Origin of the sequence: Coxiella endosymbiont of Ornithodoros maritimus (genome assembly GCF_907164965.1) — a bacterium.
GTDB lineage: Bacteria > Pseudomonadota > Gammaproteobacteria > Coxiellales > Coxiellaceae > Coxiella.
This window is the reverse complement of record NZ_CAJRAM010000036.1, coordinates 1-17,193: the sequence shown is the minus strand read 5'-3', so window position 1 is coordinate 17,193 and position 17,193 is coordinate 1. Positions and strand designations below refer to the sequence as shown.

The window sequence follows — 17,193 nt, the reverse complement described above, 5'->3', positions numbered from 1 at the left end:
GGTGGGATCTCGGGATGACCTGACGTAGGAGACAAATAACATCCAGTTAGTCTTAGGAATAAAAATCCTCATTAATTAGCACTTCAGCAATTTGCACCGCGTTAAGCGCAGCGCCTTTTCGGATATTGTCAGCGACGATCCATAAATCGAGGCCGTTAGGATGGGAAATATCACGACGAATACGACCCACAAATACGGCGTCAGCATTGACGGCGTGGCTAATCGCAGTGGGATAAGTATTTTCTTTGTCAATCACAACAATGCCTGGTGCTTGTGAAAGTCGTTCTTTAGCTTGCTCCGGTGAGATATGATCGCGCGTTTCAATATGCACCGCTTCCGAATGGCCAAAAAAAACAGGTACTCGCACGGCTGTAGGATTTACTAATAAATTAGGATCGCCCATAATTTTTTGTGTTTCCCAGACCATTTTCATTTCTTCCTTCGTATAACCATTTTCTTGAAACACATCGATATGAGGAATAGCATTAAATGCTATTTGCAAGGGAAAAACAGAGGAATTAATGGGCTGACCATTGAGTAAATGCGCGGTCTGTTCTGCTAACTCTCCAATAGCAGGACGCCCTGCACCAGAGACTGATTGATAAGTAGCGACATTCACACGCACAATGCCAACAGCATCGTAAATGGGCTTTAGCGTGACGACGAGCTGGATGGTTGAGCAATTAGGGTTAGCGATAATATTGCGATAACGATAATTTTCAAGCGCGTGGGCGTTGACTTCAGGCACGACTAATGGAATATCGGTTTCATAACGGAAGTGGGAAGTATTATCAATAACGATGCAACCTGCCTCGGCCGCACGCACGGCATATTCAGCCGAGCACTCAGCACCCGCTGAAAAAAAAGCGAAATGAACTTTGAAAAAATCGAAAGTAGCTAAATTACCAACTTTTTTTTGTTTTCCGCCAAATGAAATTCTTTTACCTTCGGAGCGTTCGCTGCCTAAAGGATAAATTTTCCCAACGGGAAATTGGCGCCCATCCAAAAGCTGAAGAATCATTTCTCCTACTACGCCTGTCGCTCCAACGACGGCTACGTCATAAACCGCTGCCATTTTTTTAAACCCCTATCCCCGTTGTACCTTATACCACAAATAATGATCCATTAAAACTAATGCCAACATTGCCTCAGCAATAGGAACTGCTCGCAATCCCACGCAAGGATCGTGACGTCCGGTAGTGACGACTTCAACTTCTTTGCCATTAATATCCAAAGTTTTTCCCGGAATACGGATACTCGATGCCGGTTTAAAAGCAAGGCTCACTAAGATATCTTGGCCCGATGAAATACCTGCTAAGGTGCGCCCTGCGTGATTGGAAAGAAACCCTTTCCTACTCAGTTCATCTCGATGAAACGAGCCTTTTTGCTCCACAACGGCAAAACCATCGCCAATTTCAACACCTTTAACGGCATTGATGCTCATCATGGTAGAAGCGATATCCGCGTCCAATTTATCAAAAACAGGCGCGCCCAAACCACAAGGAACACCTTTAGCAATCACATTAAGACGAGCGCCAATCGAATTTCCCTCACGACGCAATCTCATGATGAATTGTTCCAGACGGGAGATTTGATCCTCGTCGGGAAAGAAAAAAGGATTTTTTCTACAATCGATAAATCGATCTGTTCCGCGCGAATGGCACCCAGCGCCGCGGTATATCCTTGAATGGTTAAATTGATCCTTTCTCGCAAATACTTTTTCGCAATTGCTCCAGCTGCTACGCGCATGACTGTTTCACGAGCTGATGTACGACCCATCCGGTAGTCTCGGAAACCGTATTTTTTAAAGTAAGTATAATCCCCGTGCCCGGGGCGGAATAGGTCTTTTATCTGGGAATAATGACACGGTCGCTGATCGGTGTTCTCAATCAGTAATCCGATGGGTGTACCCGTTGTGATACCTTCAAAAACGCCTGATAGAATTTTCACTTGATCAGATTCGCGTCGTTGAGAAGTGAAGCGCGATTTGCCTGTTTTTTGCCGATCAATATCAGACTGTATATCTGATTCTGTTAAAGACAATCCCGCTGGACAACCCGTCCACAATAGCAACAAGCGCAGGGCCGTGGCTTTCTCCGGCAGTTGTAACTGTAAATAATTTTCCAAGGCTATTTCCAGACATAACTTATAGTATTTCAGAAAATAATTTAATTTGCACTAAGAAGAAAATAGTATCCGCAAGGCTGCTTTCACAAGTGCCGTCATTATCTACAAATTATAGCCATTTTAAACTTCGCGAGCCACCGCAGGCGAGGGAGTCCAGGCGCGCCCCGAAGGCGCGCTGCGCACGGCGTTCGCTGAGTCCTCGCCTGCGCCGCGGGGCGACGAGAGTTTTTTGAAATTAAGGCTATGTGGATATGATCGTATAGAATGATATTGCGCTTAACAGAAGCCTATGGCATCTAACTAAAATCATGGGCAAAAAATCAATTGATCCTGAAGAAGCTCAGCTTTTTCGTAATAGTGTTGGGAAAGTGAAACCTCTGAATCACGATAAGCACTCGACGACCCCGAAGAAAAAACTTTTGCCCCAAAACCTACCGAAAAAGAACGCCCAGCTTTCCATTAGAATCCCGTTTCAGACGATTGGCTAAATACCGAAGATTCAGTACACTTTGTCAAATCAGGCCTTCGGCATAAAGTGATCCAACTTTTAAAACAAGGGCAGATCCTCCCTGAGGCTACGATCGATATACACCAACAACCCCGTTGATAAAGCTGTGAAAACCATTTCCTTTCTTATCGCTGACAGTGTGACACAAGGACATTTTTCAGCACAAGGGAAACCCGTTTTAAAAAATTTTTTTAACCAATGGCTGCGAGGTCATCCTAATGTCCTTGCCTTTCACTCAGCATCACCAAAACAGAATGGAACAGGTGCCCCAATCGTGCTTTTAAAAAAACGAGGACTGCATGAAAAATAATGTCATTATTATTGGCATCTCCGGACCTTCTGCTTCGGGGAAAAGCTTGTTAGCGAATACCCTCGTTAATGAACTTGGCTCTGATCAAGTCGTCGTTATTTCAGAAGATTCTTATTATAAAGATTTAGGGGATATGCCTTTTGAAGAGCGAGCAAAAATCAATTACGACCATCCCGACTCTCTTGACCATGCACTATTGTATGAACATTTATTACAGCTGCAGCAAGGCAACGCCGTCGCTGTGCCTTGCTACGATCACAGCCGGCACAGGCGATTGGAAAAAACAAAAACCGTAGGTCGGCATCGCATTATTGTTTTGGAAGGTATTTTATTATTTGTAGAAGCTCAATTGCGTGAAATTATGGATATTCGAATATTCATGGACACTTCCTTAGATATTTGTCTATTGCGGCGGTTGCAAAGGGATATCGTCGAGCGAGAACGCTCGTTGAAAGCCGTTCTCGCCCAATACCAGGAAACGGTTCGACCCATGTATTTGCAATTTACAGAACCTTCCAAACGATATGCCGATATTATCGTGCCGCGGGGCGGTGAGAACCGAATTGCTATCGAAATGATTCAAGCCAAAATGCGGGAGCTGTTAGGCGTCAATGCTGCCTTGAAAAAATACACCTGATGGGCTTTTCAAGCTTATCGCTATTTTTCTAATGAGCTATAATTCTTTAATATAGAGACGGGATAAGTCCGGAGGTTTCATATACCACTTGAAAAATTGAAAGAATTTCTCGATAAAAACAAAGTGAAATATGTCACTATTAATTATTCTCCATCTTATATTGCCCAAGAAATTGCGGAAATTTCACATGTACCTGCTAAAAAGCTAGTGATGTGTTATTGCTAAAATCGATGATAAGCTCGCGATGGTAGTGCTACCGGGCGATGATAAAGTCGACTTTGATAAATTAAAACAAGAAGCTCGAGCCATAAAGCAGAATTAGCCAGCGAATACCAATTTAAAAAACGATTTCCCCGCTGTGAATTAGGGGCAATACCATCCTTTGGCAATTTATTCGATATGAAAGTTTACCTTTCCAATTGGAAAGGTAAACTTTCATATCGAAAGAGTTGAGCAAAGAGAAAAAAATTGTTTTTAATGCCGGCACTCACTCGCAACTACTTAAATTAGTGTACGAAGATCATGAAAAATTAGTAAAGCCCACCATTATCTCAACTTGAGAGCTGTTGTATTTTTTGAATGATTTTTTTGAATTCTGAGATCTCGGGCGTTACGTGACCGAGCAGCCAGTCGTGAAGCAATGGATCAGGTTGATCCAACAATTGGTTAAAAATTTCTTTTTCATTTTTTGTTAAAGAACGAAATTTTTCTTCATAAAAACGTTCTAAAAGAATATCTAACTCTAACATTCCACGACGGCATTTCCAACGGATTTTTTTCGAAGTAAGAGGTTCATTCATTTTTCTATCTCAATAAATTGAACGCGTTGCGTAATTTTACACAATAATTCATAAGCGATGGTACCCGATTTTTCAGCAATAATTTCTACTGGCAACCCTTCTCCCCATAAAATAACGTCATCGCCAATCTGTGCGTTTGGCTGAGGCCGTAAGTCAATACCAATCATGTCCATAGACACTCGCCCGATTAAAGGACACATTTTCCCGTTCAACAACACGGGCGTTCCACTCGGTGCGTGGCGGGGGTAACCATCACCATAGCCAATTCCAACAATGGCAATCGGCATATCTTCAGGACATGAGCAAGTACAACCGTACCCGACGCTCTCGTTTTGACGACAATTTTTAATTGCTATTATTTTTGCAGATAAGGTCATTACCGGCCTAAACTTCTTTTCAATTTTTTCTTTAAAGGAATTGTGATTAATACCAACAGGTGAAACTCCATATAATATGATTCCAGGACGAACCCAATCGACCAAGGCGCTCGGATAACCAAAAAACCCGGCTGAATTCACAATACTTTTGGGACCAATCATCTTTTCAGTAACTGAGAAAAAGCGTTTAATTTGTAATTCGGTAAACGTTTTATTCTCGTTGTCCGCATCCGCTAAATGCGTCATTAATCCAATCGGTTTTTGGATGGAAGAAGAAGTTTTTAATTGATTATAAACCGCAGACGATTGTTCCATAGAAAATCCAAGGCGATTCATTCCCGTATCGATTTTTAACCATACGGATAAAGCAGAGATTAAATTAGTCTTTTCTAAAAGGGTAACTTGATCCGAGCAATGAATAACGGCGCCTAATTGATGTCGGGCAAATTGAGAGAGCTCGGCTTCATTATAAAATCCTTTCATTACAATGATAGGAGATTTAACACCTACTTCTAGCAAAGTTAACGCTTCATCAATACACGCCACACCAAATGCATTTGCGTCCGATAACGCTTTGGCTACTCTCACCAACCCGTGCCCATAACCATTGCTTTTAATCATCGCCCAGGCAAAAGGCTTCGGTGCCAATGCTTTTATTTGAGATAAATTATGCTTCAACGCCGTTACATTAATAGTCGCGGTTGCACGCTTCACACCGGCACTCCGCCAAATGGCATGCGTTGCGGAACACTTTCATGAGAAAAATTATCAAATCGCGTATATTTCCCACGAAAAGTCAATATCACTTTACCAATCGGCCCATTTCGGTGTTTAGCAATAATAATTTCAGCTTTTCCTTTATCCGGCGAATCTTCGTGATAGACTTCATCTCGATAAATAAAAGCAATCAAATCAGCATCTTGCTCAATGGCACCTGACTCACGTAAATCCGACATCACCGGACGTTTGTCGCCTCGGGCTTCGAGGCTGCGGTTGAGTTGGGACAAGGCGACGACAGGAACGTTTAATTCTTTCGCTAATGCTTTTAAGGAACGGGAAATTTCTGATATTTCTGTGCTGCGGTTTTCTTTGGTGCCTGGAACGTGCATGAGTTGCAAATAATCGATGACAATTAATCCTAAGCCGCCATGTTCACGAGCTAAGCGTCTTGCGCGCGAGCGAATTTCGCTTGGGGTTAAAGCGAGCGTGTCATCGATAAAAAGTTTTGTTTCGGAGAGCATTTCAATCGCATGAGTAATTCGCGGCCAATCGTCGTCCTTTAATTGCCCCGTGCGAACTTTGTGCTGCTCGATGCTACCTAAGGAAGATAACATCCGCATCACAAGCGATTCAGCTGGCATCTCCATAGTAAAAACGAGCACGGGAATATTGCCTTTGATGGCGGCAACTTCGGCTATATTTATAGCGAAAACGGTTTTACCCATTGAGGGGCGACCGGCAACCACGATTAAATCACCGTCCTGCAACCCGGAAGTTAATTTATCCAAATCGGTAAAGCCTGAAGAAAGCCCCGTAATAGCCTGTTTGGAATGAAAAAGTTTGTCAATGCGATCTGTAGCTTTAGTAAGTAATGGACCGATGGCTATCGGCCCAGAGCCACGAGCACGACTTTCGGCGATGTGAAAAACGCGCTGCTCAGCTATATCTAGCAACTCTTTAATATCACGGCCGTCGGGATTAAACCCATCGTGAGTAATATCGGTCCCCGCTTCAATTAATTGTCGCAAGATAGCACGCTCACGAACAATATCAGCGTAGGCAACGATATTGGCAGCACTCGGCGTGTTTTTAGCTAATTCGTAAAGGTAGGCCTCACCGCCGGCAACGCTTAACTGCTCACGGGCTTTTAACGCCTCTGCTATTGTTAGGACGTCTAGCGGTTTATGCTGGTCCACCAAGCGATTCATTGTTTCAAAAATCAACTGATGGTCCGAGCGATAAAAGTCCTGGATGTTAATGCGATCGACGATGCGATCCCACGTGCGGTTATCCAGCATTAAAGCACCAAGGACGGACTGTTCTGCTTCTTGAGAATGAGGCGGTACTTTGGGTGCCGAAGTTTTTACTTTTTGACGTAGCGACATAAGATCTAGTTTAGCATTCTCCCTTGTCCTCTCCTAGCCTCTCTGCGAGCGAGAGAGAAATTGTGGAAGGGAACTCAACGAACGCGTAGGTTGGAGTGAGCTTAGCCTAATAAAAAGGGAGAAAATAATGTAACATCGCAGACCCACTACAGTTCTCATTGTTATGTTGCTAAAATATTTTGCTTACCACTTAGGTGGCTGACCTTGCCAAGGATGATCTCTTTGGAGAATAAAATTTTTATGCCATTGGGCTTCCGAAGCTCAGCCCAACCTACGCGCTATGAATTGGAGTTTTCTGGCGCGACTTCTATTTTCACATTCACCGAAACGTCCGTATGTAACCGAAGGGGGACTTCGTATTCGCCTATCTGACGGATCGATTGACCTAAAGCGACTTCGCGTTTTTCTATCTCTACGCCCGCTTCTATAATGGCCTGAGCAATTTCGCGCGGACCTACAGAGCCAAATAACCGCCCTTCTTCACTCGCATTCGCGGTAATTTTAAAAGTTTGACCTTCCAACTTCTTAGCGCGCGCTTTTGCTTTTGCTAACAGCTCAGCAGCGGCCTTTTCTAATTCAGCACGCCGTTTTTCAAATTCAGCAATGTGTTCAGGTGTAGCTGGCACGGCTTTCCCCAATGGGAGCAAAAAGTTACGCGCGTAACCTGGTTTTACAACCACCTGATCGCCAATGTTTCCTAAATTGGCTATTTTCTCTTGTAAAATAAGCTTCATATTCATAAGCCCCTCGTTTTAACTCTGTAATAATGGATAACGTTTCCGAAAATTATAAAAGCTATCGATCAAACCGATAATCGCTAACATAATCACGGTAAAAAAGGTAAGGAGTAATAAAGCCACATACACTGCTAGCACCAGCAATACCATGTCTTTTCGATTCATTAGCAGCCGGTGCAAGATGCTTAAGCCAGCCAACATGAATGGCAGTAACAATACAGGATACACGTCGATTAACCAAGCTGGCTGCCAAATTAAACCTGTACTTGCAACCAGTAGTAACAATCCAGCTGCCAAGGGATTGATGCGAATCGAGGTAAATTCCATCTGCAATCGCCCCGGGGAAAAGAGGGAGGATTGCCACCAACGGGCCAATATTAATAAAACGATCATACCAAAAAGAACAAAAAAAACAACACCGCCCGTTGCAATCGGCGCCAGATGGTGCACAAATTCAGCCGAGCGCCCCGCGCCCAGTCGAAATGTCGAAGTCCAATCATTGGTTTTTAAATAGTGAGTGATTAATTGCGCCCAGGTTTGTTTAATATCGGGAAAAATAATATGGACCGTGCCCACCACCAAAATGCCCAGCATTGCGGCTGATTTTACCACCCACTGCCATGAACCCGTGTAACGTAGTATTAAAGCAAAAATAAAAACAAACCCGCATTGGATAAGCAGCAACCCAAATCGATAAAAGAAATCGATATGATGGGTCACCAAAAATGCAATCACGGGCAAAAGAACAAAGGCCAGCACCATAAGGCCGCTTTTATAGCCTTTTTGTAGTGTCACTAAACCAAGCATAACCACAGCAATAAACCCTGTCGGGAGAATACAAGCCAGTAAAGCACAGGCCAAGGCAGCGACAGCTGCCCGCAGGTTATCCGCTAATAAATATTTCCCAAAATTTTTCATGGTTTACTGATGCGTGTCACAATAGGGTAATAACGCCAGATAACGTGCAAGCTTTATAGCACGAGATATTTGACGTTGATGTTTAGCGCAAGTCCCGGTAATCCGGCTCGGGACGACCCGACCCGATTCCATGATGTAATCTTTCAAGGTGTTGACGTCTTTGTAATCAATCTCTTGGAGATTTTTTGCATCAAACGCACAAAATTTTTTACGGCGAAATGACATAAATTAATCCTCTTAAGCTTCTTCGGATGCTTCTGCAGCTACTTTTTCTTTACGCAAACCTTCACCTTTCTCAGCCCCCTGCATAATAAGGGAAGATTTCGTAATGGCATGGTCACACTTTAAAATCAAACTACGGATAACAGCGTCGTTGTAACGAAACGCGTTTTCAAACTCGCTGATAACGCTCTGATCTGATTCAATGTTCATTAATAAATAGTGGGCTTTATGAATCTTATTAATGGGATAAGCTAATTGGCGCCGCCCCCAGTTCTCCAAGCGGTGAACTCCCCCCCCCCCTTCTTTAATCATTGACTGGTAACGTTCTACCATTGCCGGCACCTGACTGCTCTGGTCAGGGTGGACTAATATGACAATTTCATAATGTCGCATAACAATCCCCTTTCGATTTAATAGCCCCCTGAACTAAGTCAGTGGAGCAAGGAGTGATAAAGATGAGCATTTTAGACAATCCCACCACAGATGGCAAATTAATCTGTGATCACAGCAATTTGACTCTTGGCGTTCCGTCATTCCCACGCAGGCATAGGCGTACCTTCGGCGCGGCATGTATACGCTGGGTCCCCCCTGCGCAGGGATGAGGAGGGATGAGGAGTGGTGGGGTGACGGGCTTTTAGCCTCCCCTACAAGTAGAAGGGGGCTATCGATAATGGGTCCATCATCGTTTCCTTTTTTTCGTCAGGCGGGAAATTGCCGTTTTCTGATTCTGCTATTAATAGTCGAGATAAGGAGACTTCGTGGTCCTTTGCGAGGCCTTGCCACACTCTGAAATATTCCTTTTTTTCATCAGTTGGCTGCTCATTGCTCAATAAGTCAGTATATTCTAAGGCCTTAAAAAAACTCTTCTGTAAACCAAGCGATTTCCCCTCTTTCTCGTCATTTCGATCCTTTCAAGGAAAACACCCAAAGAAACGGTGTGATCCTCGATTGGGTTTTTCTCAAATAAATGCTTTAGTTGCGACCGCTTTTTCGACACACAGTTTGCCAGTGCCACGTCGGGACGCGCGCCGGCTTTTAGTAATTTTTCGACAAGCAGCGGCTGATTCCAAACATCAGCATAAGCTAAAGATTTCGCCGCACTAATATCAACGCCGTTTATGAGCAGCCAATCAGTGACGGCAAACAGTTGGTCTTTGCTAGAAGGGCAAAAGCATTTTGCAGCGCGGTTTAGAGCGTCAACACCATATTTTTGAATAGCGCTGGCGCATCTATTCGGTACATCACCCCCTACGCTAATAGGATCACATCACTCAAGGTTGCTCCTTTTTCATCCGTGCAGTTAGGATTGATGCCCCCGATCAAGCATCCAATTGATCACAGGGACGAACGATCAACCGTACCGCTCACATTCGCGACCCGGTCTAACGAAGGTGTCGGGGAAATGGGTTGGAATAAAGGGACAATACACAGCCAACCCATAACACACATCTCAACACAACCACTTATAAGGCACCCTCAAACCATACATAGTTCGCTTGCGTTTTTACATTTTCACCAGGAACAACATTAAAATTCGGCAACTTCGCGCCTTTCTCCATGAGGAATATTCGCTATACACATCCCCAGCTTCAACCGCTGCGCTAAGTGCTGTTTTACCTCCTTCTGCTGAGAAATTAACATTCACATCAGGCTCAATTAACCACAGCACTCATCTTAGTCTTATGTTATTTTTTGGATTTTCCGGGTCACAAGGCTGGATGACATTAACTAAAACCTCGGATCCCCGACCCAGCACAGCACCTTGTTCCACCAAATAAACAGAAAAAAGAAAGTCCTTTTCTGACAGGGCTTTCGATAGAATTACTTCAACCACCGCAGCGTTACCACGTACGCTAATGCCATTTTCTCGATTAACCATCTCGCTGCTATATAAGCTTTTGCTTCCAAACAATGCAAGAACACAGACTTACCGTAATATTTTTGTATTAGGATCGAGTCCTGCTTTTCCAATACACCACATAACTTTTTCGATCACTTGCTGTGGTTCTCCACCGCTAAAAAGCACGCCCTCAACCAAGCGATCGCGATTAAAATTATGCACCATTTTGTTTTGAGCGATCAAATTCCTTTCGACTATCTCTATATTTCACATTGCTAAAAAATCGAGTAAAACAGCTTCGAGCACACGTGGAAAATCACTCTCCTTTCCTACTTTCGAAAATTGATGTTTAATGCTATCTAATATAAATCTAGTGTTTTTGACTTCATGTGCGGTTGCTCTCAATTCTGTATAATCAGGCATAAACTTTGGATAATGACTAAGGTAATACTCAAATACAGTCCATCCAAAATTGGATTCAGGACACCCCGAGGATTCGGCACATACTACGATGATACCGCGCAATATTTTATTTGGATCTGCTTGCAAGCAATATTCAGATCTTGTCAAGGAATCTAGGATAGATTTGATTTTATCTAAAGAAATTAATAGTTGACTGAGCTCTCTAACAGGCAGCCAAAAAAACAAAGTCCGACAAATAAATATGTTTCCAAACTTTTGTAAACGGAAATTCCTGAAAAAGATCTGCGATTCGATCTTTTTTGTTTTGAACTTTTATTTTGAGCTGGGAGTTATGATACACATTTAAATTAATCCCTGGTAGGAAGGCCTTAATTGACTTGATATTCTTCATTTCAAATATTGCCGAGAGAATTTTAAGAGCGCTGATGATTGAAAAATTGTTCGTTGCTTGCATGTTCCTTTCTCTTGAAAATAAAACATGATTAACACCTTTTTTTAACTAATTTACAACACCAAGCTGCTTCGCTTTGATGGTCACCCACCATTGCTAGATCAGTCTTCTTATAAACCTCCCCTTCTAAATGGAAATAATTTATCCATTTGTTTTAACGCTCGAACGTCACCTTGTTTTGCCACATCATGGACAATTGTTATCATCGCTTGCGTTTTTTTGGATTCAACAGAGCTTCGCCGCATCATAAGAACTTCTTGTTTTAAAAGCTCAAATTAGTAGATGCTTTTATTATCCAACAACAATATTAACGATTTATTAACTGTCAATTATCGAACAATCGTTTTCCCTGGATTTCGATTTGCCGCCATTCGGACTACCTTCATTAAAGGGCTGGAAATTCTAGATTCATGCTATCATTAATAATCATGAATGCTTAACAAGGTCTGCGATCATGTTATTGACTGAAGATTCAGGTATTGGTGATTATCATATCAACGCCTATGGACCTGATTCGGTGACTGTTAATAAAGTCACTTACACAAGTAGTCTGCTCGTTTCTCCTTACCGACTAGTGCTAGAATTGGGCCCGCGCGCGCTGGATGAATTAGGCAGTGAACATATTGAGGCAATCTTGGCTTTGGAGCCGGAAATCGTTATCCTTGGCACCGGCCAAAACTTTAAATGGCCTTCTAAAACACAACTAGCGCCATTTCATCAACGCCGTATTGGTATCGAATGTATGAACACGGGCGCGGCCTGTCGAACTTATAGAGCGCTAATGTCGGAAGGTCGCAAAGTGGTTGCGGCATTATTAATAGGTTAACAACTCATGAAAAAACTCGTTATTGTAGGAGCGCAGCTCAATTTCTTAGTTGGTGATATCGAAGGGAACACTCAATTAATTATTGATGCCACCAATCAGGCTTATCAGGAAAGTAAAGCTGATTTAATTCTTTTTCCCGAACTAGCAATTACCAGTTATCCACCTGAAGATCTCCTCTTTCGCCCCGCTCTTTATCGTCGAGTTCATCAGGCGCTACAAATAATTGCCGATAAAGTTAATGGTATCACTGTAATAGTCGGTTACCCTGATTTTATTGATAATAAATGTTATAACAAAGCTGCCGTTATTTCGGGTGGCAAAATCGTGGCCACTTATACTAAACACGAACTTCCTAATTACCGTGTTTTCGATGAAAAACGTTATTTTACCGCTGGCGATCAACCCTGCGTTATTGAAATTAAAGGGGTTAAAATCGGAATTTTAATTTGCGAAGATTTATGGCTTGAAAATCCAATCAAGCAATCCGTTGCCGCTGGTGCGCAATTAATTGCGTGTATTAATTCCTCCCCTTTTGCTCAAGATAAATCTCACCATCGCCGCGATCTCTTAACTAAACGAACTAAACGATATCACATACCTATTGTGTATCTAAACTTAGTGGGGGGACAAGACGAATTAGTTTTTGACGGCGGCTCACTGGTGTTTAACCAACACGGTGAATTAATTCAACAAGGACCTTATCTCAAAGAGGAATTAATCACTGTTGAATTTAATATCGACGATAATTTAAATATTTTAACGAAAACCCAGCTACCTCCAGAACCTTTAGATGAAGAAAAAATTTATAATGTGTTGGTATTAGGCCTTCGCAATTATGTTAATAAAAATAATTTCCCTGGCGCCGTTATTGGCTTATCGGGCGGTGTGGACTCGGCTTTGACATTGGCCATTGCAGTGGATGCTATTGGTTCTGAACAGGTCAGTGGTGTTTTAATGCCTTCCCCTTTTACATCCCCCATGAGCATTGAAGATGCCGAGGCACAAGCAAAAGCTCTCAATGTGCGCACCTCGACCATCAACATTCAGCCTATTTTTAAAGCCTTTATCGAGAGCTTAGAATCGGAATTCGCGGGCTTTGGGAAGGATGTCACTGAAGAAAATTTACAAGCACGTATACGCGGCACTTTATTAATGGCTATTTCAAATAAAAAAGGGGCTATCGTATTAACGACAGGAAATAAAAGTGAAATGGCAATTGGTTATGCGACCTTATATGGCGATATGGCCGGCGGTTTTAGCGTTTTAAAAGATGTCTATAAAACAATGGTTTATCGTTTGTGTCGATATCGCAACACAATTTCGCGAGTCATTCCAGAACGTGTCTTAGAAAGACCCCCTTCTGCCGAGTTAGCACCCAATCAAAAGGATCAAGATGTATTGCCTCCTTATCATATTTTAGATGAAATACTGGAGCGTTATATTGCTAAAGATGAAGATCCTGCTGCCATTGCGGCGGGTGGTTTTGACATTGAAATGGTAAAAAAAGTCGTTCGAATGATTAATCATAATGAATACAAACGACATCAAGCACCTATTGGAATACGTATTACCGAGCGTGCGTTCGGGAAAGATAGGCGATATCCCATTACTTCAGGCTTTGTTAAAGATGTTTAAATGCCTTCTCGCTGCTCTTGCCTTCGCAGGATAATGTTTGATATCAATCGAAAAAAATCGTGTTGAAATTGATCAGGAATAACGACATCAACGGATAAACAGAACAACCGCTGATCAGCAAACTGTTTGCATTTAATGGCATCCTTCTCGGTTAAAATAATGAGATGATCATCATCAAAATTAAAATCTTCTGATCGATAAAAATAATGATCCGGAAACGGATGGGCAATGACATTTGCTCCCAGCGTTTCCAATTGTTTGAAAAAACACTCGGGATTCCCGATTCCAGCCACCGCATGAACAGTTAACTCTTTTAGCTCATTGAAATCAATTTTCTTCGATGGATTTTTTAATTGGTATATTTCATTCGGTCGTAATTGCTTGGGAACAACGAAATCTACCGTATTTAATCTCGATTTCGGTTCTCGCAAAGGACCCGCAGGCCAACACCGCCCATTTCCCAAATGACGATCGTCTAAAAGCGCAATTTCCAGATCTCTTCCTAGAGAATAATGTTGCAATCCATCATCACCAATCACAACGTCACACTGAAAATTTCGAAGCAAATGCTTAACAGCAGCTCCTCGATCACGACAGACAACCATTGGACAATTAATTTTTTTCATCAATAAAACGGCTTCATCTCCTACTTGCAGAGGATCACTATTCTCCATGACGGTTTGTGGAAATCGGTTTGCTTTACCACCATAGCCGCGGCTGACCACTCCCGGACGAAATCCTCTGTTTTTTAATTCATTGGAAAGCCAAATGACTAACGGTGTTTTTCCACTGCCCCCCACGGTTATATTTCCCACAATAACAACTGGTACAGGAAATTTTCTTACTTTTTTAAGACCGACGGCGTATAACCAACGACGGATACGAACCATTATTTGATACAAAAAGGAGACGGGACTCAAAATCCTCTCTAATAAAGAACGCGGTTGATACCAAAATCGTGGAGTCCTCAGCATTATTCATCCAAAGCCGTCACGGCTACAGGCTTTCCAGCAAATTGCATACGGTAAAATTCCGCGTAAGCGCCATTTAAAGCGAGTAATTGCTGATGGGTTCCTTTCTCTATTAATCGTCCTTCTTCTAACACCATAATCCAATCCGCTCTTTCAATGGTTGACAACCGATGTGCAATGACCAAGGTAGTGCACTGATACATTAAATTATCAAGCGCTGCCTGAATATATCGCTCAGAGTGCGTATCTAACGACGAAGTCGCTTCATCCAAAATATGAATGGGGGCGTTTTTAAATAAAGCGCGGGTGATCGCAATACGCTGTCGCTGCCCTCCTGAAAGGCGCAGGCCGTTTTCTCCAATAACCGTGTCTAATCCTTGTGGCAATTGCTCGATAAATTCCATCGCATGGGCCGCACGAGCCGCTTCGATAATTTTTCTTTTATCAATATTACCCGCTTGACCGTAAGCAATATTATTCAAAATGGTATCGTTAAATAGCGTGGTGTGCTGCGACACCAAAGCGAATTGGTTACGTAATGCTTGTAACCGAAACTCTTTAATATTAATGCCATCGATTTTTATAACGCCGGCCGAGACATCATAAAAGCGCAGCAATAAATTAATTAAAGTGGATTTTCCCGCCCCAGATCGACCTACAATGGCTACCATTTGCCCAGGTTCGATAGAAAAACTGATCCCACTTAAAATAGTCTTTTTAGAATTATCGTAAGCAAAAGAAACCCCCTGGTATTCAATTGCTCCCCTTGCCCTCACTAAATGGCGCTCCCCCCTGTCCTTTTCGGCATCTTCGTCCAGTAACTTAAAAATACTCTGAGCACCAGCAATTCCTTTTTGTATATAACTATTAACCAGTGTTAATCGCCGTGCCGGACGCAGCATCATAATCATTGCCGAAACGATCGATGCAAAACTGCCCGCTGTTACATGAAACGAAGGCTGAGTGGCAAAAAACAAAACGATAGCAATTGGAATCGCAATTAGCAATTGCACTAAGGAGGTGCCTACACTATTAGTCACCACGACTTTTAACTCACGTTGCTGATTTAACTTCGTGGCGTGGCGAAATTTTTTGTTTTCATATTTTTGTCCACCATAAAGGCGGACGATTTTATAAGCTTCGATAGCTTCACTCGCAATATGAGTGACTTCTCCCACCGACTTTTGTACGCTTGTACTGAGCTGACGTAATCTGGCGCTGCAAATTCTCATTACCCAAGCGATTAATGGGGTGATCATTAAGAAAAACAGCGTTAACTTCCAACTCGCCAAAAACATGACGACTAATAATCCTGCTACCAATGAGGAAGCTTGCAAGGTGATAATTAAAGCGTCTGAACTTGCTTGCGCGACTTGTTCAACATTATAAATAACGGTCGATAACAAATGTCCGGAACTATGACGATCGTAAAATTCAGCGGGTAAACGCAACAAATGACTAAAAATATCGCGGCGAAAATCCATGATGATATTACGGGCCACTCGATTAATGAAATAAGTCGATAGGAAATTAGCCGCACCGCGAAATAAAAACACTAAAACGATAATAAAGGGGAGCCAGCAAATGAATACTAAATCGCGTGCAATAAATCCTCGGTTAATGATCGGTTTAATGAGCCAGCTAAATCCCGCATCGCTGAGAGAAACGGCAATCATACCGACGACGCCAACAAGAAAAATAGGCCAATATTTTTTAGTCGCTTGAAGCAAACGTCTGTAGGTACGAATACCCTGCGATGTCAATGTTTTCATTTTTAATTGTATGATTGCCAAAAATAACGCCACCGGTAAGCGACTTGAACAGTCATTTTACCGTTTGGAGAAAGCTGGATGCAAATGACCCCTTTTTGAGCCATGCTAACCACTGGCTCCCTTGCTTCCCATACCGATCTAGAAGCGCAGCGCTGGGAAAGTGGTAACGATTGTAATAGCCTGTAGGAAAAAGTACATACCGTGAATTCGCTACCTCAATGAACCGCCCCGTGTGGACGAGGTTTTGCTGCCATAGTGAGGGGCCACTAACAACGTCGCTGATAAACCTGCTCGATGGTGCTTAAGCAAGCATCCCTCTTGCGGCTTCTCAGTTTCTCTCGTTAATAAAATTGATGAACTCCCAGTTTGAATCCGCAGGAGGCAAAAACTGTTATTATCCTAAATAAAGCTGCCTTTTAGGAGGCGATAGCATTTGAAAGCGCACCTTATCCCATACCCACACACTCCTGCCCATCGTACATTTTCTTTTTCCCTTTTTTAACGAGCCCCTCATAAAAGCTCTTTAATTCTGAA

Annotated in this window: 18 protein-coding genes and 2 pseudogenes; 4 read left to right on the top strand and 16 right to left on the bottom strand. The window is 42.6% G+C overall.

All coding sequences use genetic code 11. The features are described from left to right. Positions 1 to 52: 52 nt before the first annotated feature. Complete coding sequence (locus OWO34_RS04170) at positions 53 to 1,075, bottom strand: aspartate-semialdehyde dehydrogenase (protein ID WP_267256658.1); 1,023 nt, start codon at positions 1,073 to 1,075, stop codon at positions 53 to 55. A gap of 12 nt (positions 1,076 to 1,087) precedes the next feature. Beyond that, a pseudogene (aroC, locus tag OWO34_RS04165) lies at positions 1,088 to 2,143 on the bottom strand (chorismate synthase). 292 nt (positions 2,144 to 2,435) lie between these two features. Here aroC and OWO34_RS04160 point away from each other — a divergent pair. Together OWO34_RS04160 and udk are read left to right on the top strand one after the other, a co-directional pair. Then, positions 2,436 to 2,945: pseudogene (locus OWO34_RS04160) on the top strand (Smr/MutS family protein). After that, entirely contained in the window at positions 2,935 to 3,582 is a 648-nt protein-coding gene (udk, locus tag OWO34_RS04155) for a uridine kinase (RefSeq protein WP_267256657.1), read from the top strand. The pseudogene OWO34_RS04160 and the gene udk overlap by 11 nt, the downstream one beginning before the upstream one ends. A gap of 551 nt (positions 3,583 to 4,133) precedes the next feature. Here the strand turns inward: udk and OWO34_RS04150 are convergent. The 12 genes from OWO34_RS04150 to OWO34_RS04095 form a co-directional block, all read right to left on the bottom strand. Then, positions 4,134 to 4,382, bottom strand: coding sequence for an FAD assembly factor SdhE (locus OWO34_RS04150; protein WP_267256656.1), 249 nt, complete (start codon positions 4,380 to 4,382; stop codon positions 4,134 to 4,136). After that, on the bottom strand, positions 4,379 to 5,473 hold the full coding sequence (gene alr, locus OWO34_RS04145) for an alanine racemase (RefSeq protein WP_267256655.1): 1,095 nt from the start codon (positions 5,471 to 5,473) through the stop codon (positions 4,379 to 4,381). Before alr ends, OWO34_RS04150 begins: the two co-directional genes overlap by 4 nt. Then, positions 5,470 to 6,864 (bottom strand): replicative DNA helicase, encoded by a 1,395-nt coding sequence (gene dnaB, locus OWO34_RS04140; protein ID WP_267256654.1) that lies wholly within the window; start codon positions 6,862 to 6,864, stop codon positions 5,470 to 5,472. Before dnaB ends, alr begins: the two co-directional genes overlap by 4 nt. A 278-nt stretch (positions 6,865 to 7,142) precedes the next feature. Then, positions 7,143 to 7,598, bottom strand: a complete 456-nt coding sequence (rplI, locus tag OWO34_RS04135) for a 50S ribosomal protein L9 (RefSeq protein WP_267256677.1) — start codon at positions 7,596 to 7,598, stop codon at positions 7,143 to 7,145. An 18-nt stretch (positions 7,599 to 7,616) separates the two neighbouring features. Next, positions 7,617 to 8,519 (bottom strand): hypothetical protein, encoded by a 903-nt coding sequence (locus OWO34_RS04130; protein ID WP_267256653.1) that lies wholly within the window; start codon positions 8,517 to 8,519, stop codon positions 7,617 to 7,619. Between the two features lie 3 nt (positions 8,520 to 8,522). Next, entirely contained in the window at positions 8,523 to 8,744 is a 222-nt protein-coding gene (gene rpsR / locus OWO34_RS04125; protein ID WP_005768821.1) for a 30S ribosomal protein S18, read from the bottom strand. Between the two features lie 12 nt (positions 8,745 to 8,756). Then, complete coding sequence (gene rpsF / locus OWO34_RS04120; RefSeq protein WP_267256652.1) at positions 8,757 to 9,134, bottom strand: 30S ribosomal protein S6; 378 nt, start codon at positions 9,132 to 9,134, stop codon at positions 8,757 to 8,759. Next, the gene (locus OWO34_RS04115; RefSeq protein WP_267256651.1) at positions 9,121 to 9,231 is read right to left on the bottom strand and encodes a hypothetical protein; all 111 of its coding nucleotides are present in this window, start codon (positions 9,229 to 9,231) and stop codon (positions 9,121 to 9,123) included. The genes rpsF and OWO34_RS04115 overlap by 14 nt, the downstream gene beginning before the upstream one ends. Before the next feature lie 1,179 nt (positions 9,232 to 10,410). Beyond that, the gene (locus tag OWO34_RS04110; protein WP_267256650.1) at positions 10,411 to 10,620 is read right to left on the bottom strand and encodes a hypothetical protein; all 210 of its coding nucleotides are present in this window, start codon (positions 10,618 to 10,620) and stop codon (positions 10,411 to 10,413) included. A gap of 48 nt (positions 10,621 to 10,668) precedes the next feature. Further along, a complete protein-coding gene (locus OWO34_RS04105; protein ID WP_267256649.1) occupies positions 10,669 to 10,824 on the bottom strand; it encodes a hypothetical protein in 156 nt (51 codons plus the stop codon). A gap of 24 nt (positions 10,825 to 10,848) precedes the next feature. Next, positions 10,849 to 11,151, bottom strand: coding sequence for a hypothetical protein (locus OWO34_RS04100; protein WP_267256648.1), 303 nt, complete (start codon positions 11,149 to 11,151; stop codon positions 10,849 to 10,851). A gap of 414 nt (positions 11,152 to 11,565) precedes the next feature. Further along, complete coding sequence (locus OWO34_RS04095; RefSeq protein ID WP_267256647.1) at positions 11,566 to 11,703, bottom strand: hypothetical protein; 138 nt, start codon at positions 11,701 to 11,703, stop codon at positions 11,566 to 11,568. Between the two features lie 206 nt (positions 11,704 to 11,909). Between OWO34_RS04095 and OWO34_RS04090 the strand changes: the two genes are divergently transcribed. Beyond that, positions 11,910 to 12,281, top strand: coding sequence for an Mth938-like domain-containing protein (locus OWO34_RS04090; protein ID WP_267256646.1), 372 nt, complete (start codon positions 11,910 to 11,912; stop codon positions 12,279 to 12,281). Between the two features lie 6 nt (positions 12,282 to 12,287). Next, the gene (locus OWO34_RS04085; RefSeq protein WP_267256645.1) at positions 12,288 to 13,916 is read left to right on the top strand and encodes an NAD+ synthase; all 1,629 of its coding nucleotides are present in this window, start codon (positions 12,288 to 12,290) and stop codon (positions 13,914 to 13,916) included. On the opposite strand, the gene lpxK is transcribed toward OWO34_RS04085, so the two are convergent. After that, complete coding sequence (lpxK, locus tag OWO34_RS04080) at positions 13,913 to 14,890, bottom strand: tetraacyldisaccharide 4'-kinase (protein ID WP_267256644.1); 978 nt, start codon at positions 14,888 to 14,890, stop codon at positions 13,913 to 13,915. The genes OWO34_RS04085 and lpxK overlap by 4 nt on opposite strands. Next, positions 14,890 to 16,680 carry a lipid A export permease/ATP-binding protein MsbA gene (gene msbA / locus OWO34_RS04075; RefSeq protein ID WP_267256643.1) on the bottom strand — a complete coding sequence of 597 codons (1,791 nt, stop codon included), beginning with the start codon at positions 16,678 to 16,680 and terminating at the stop codon, positions 14,890 to 14,892. The genes lpxK and msbA overlap by 1 nt, the downstream gene beginning before the upstream one ends. Positions 16,681 to 17,193 lie beyond the last annotated feature (513 nt).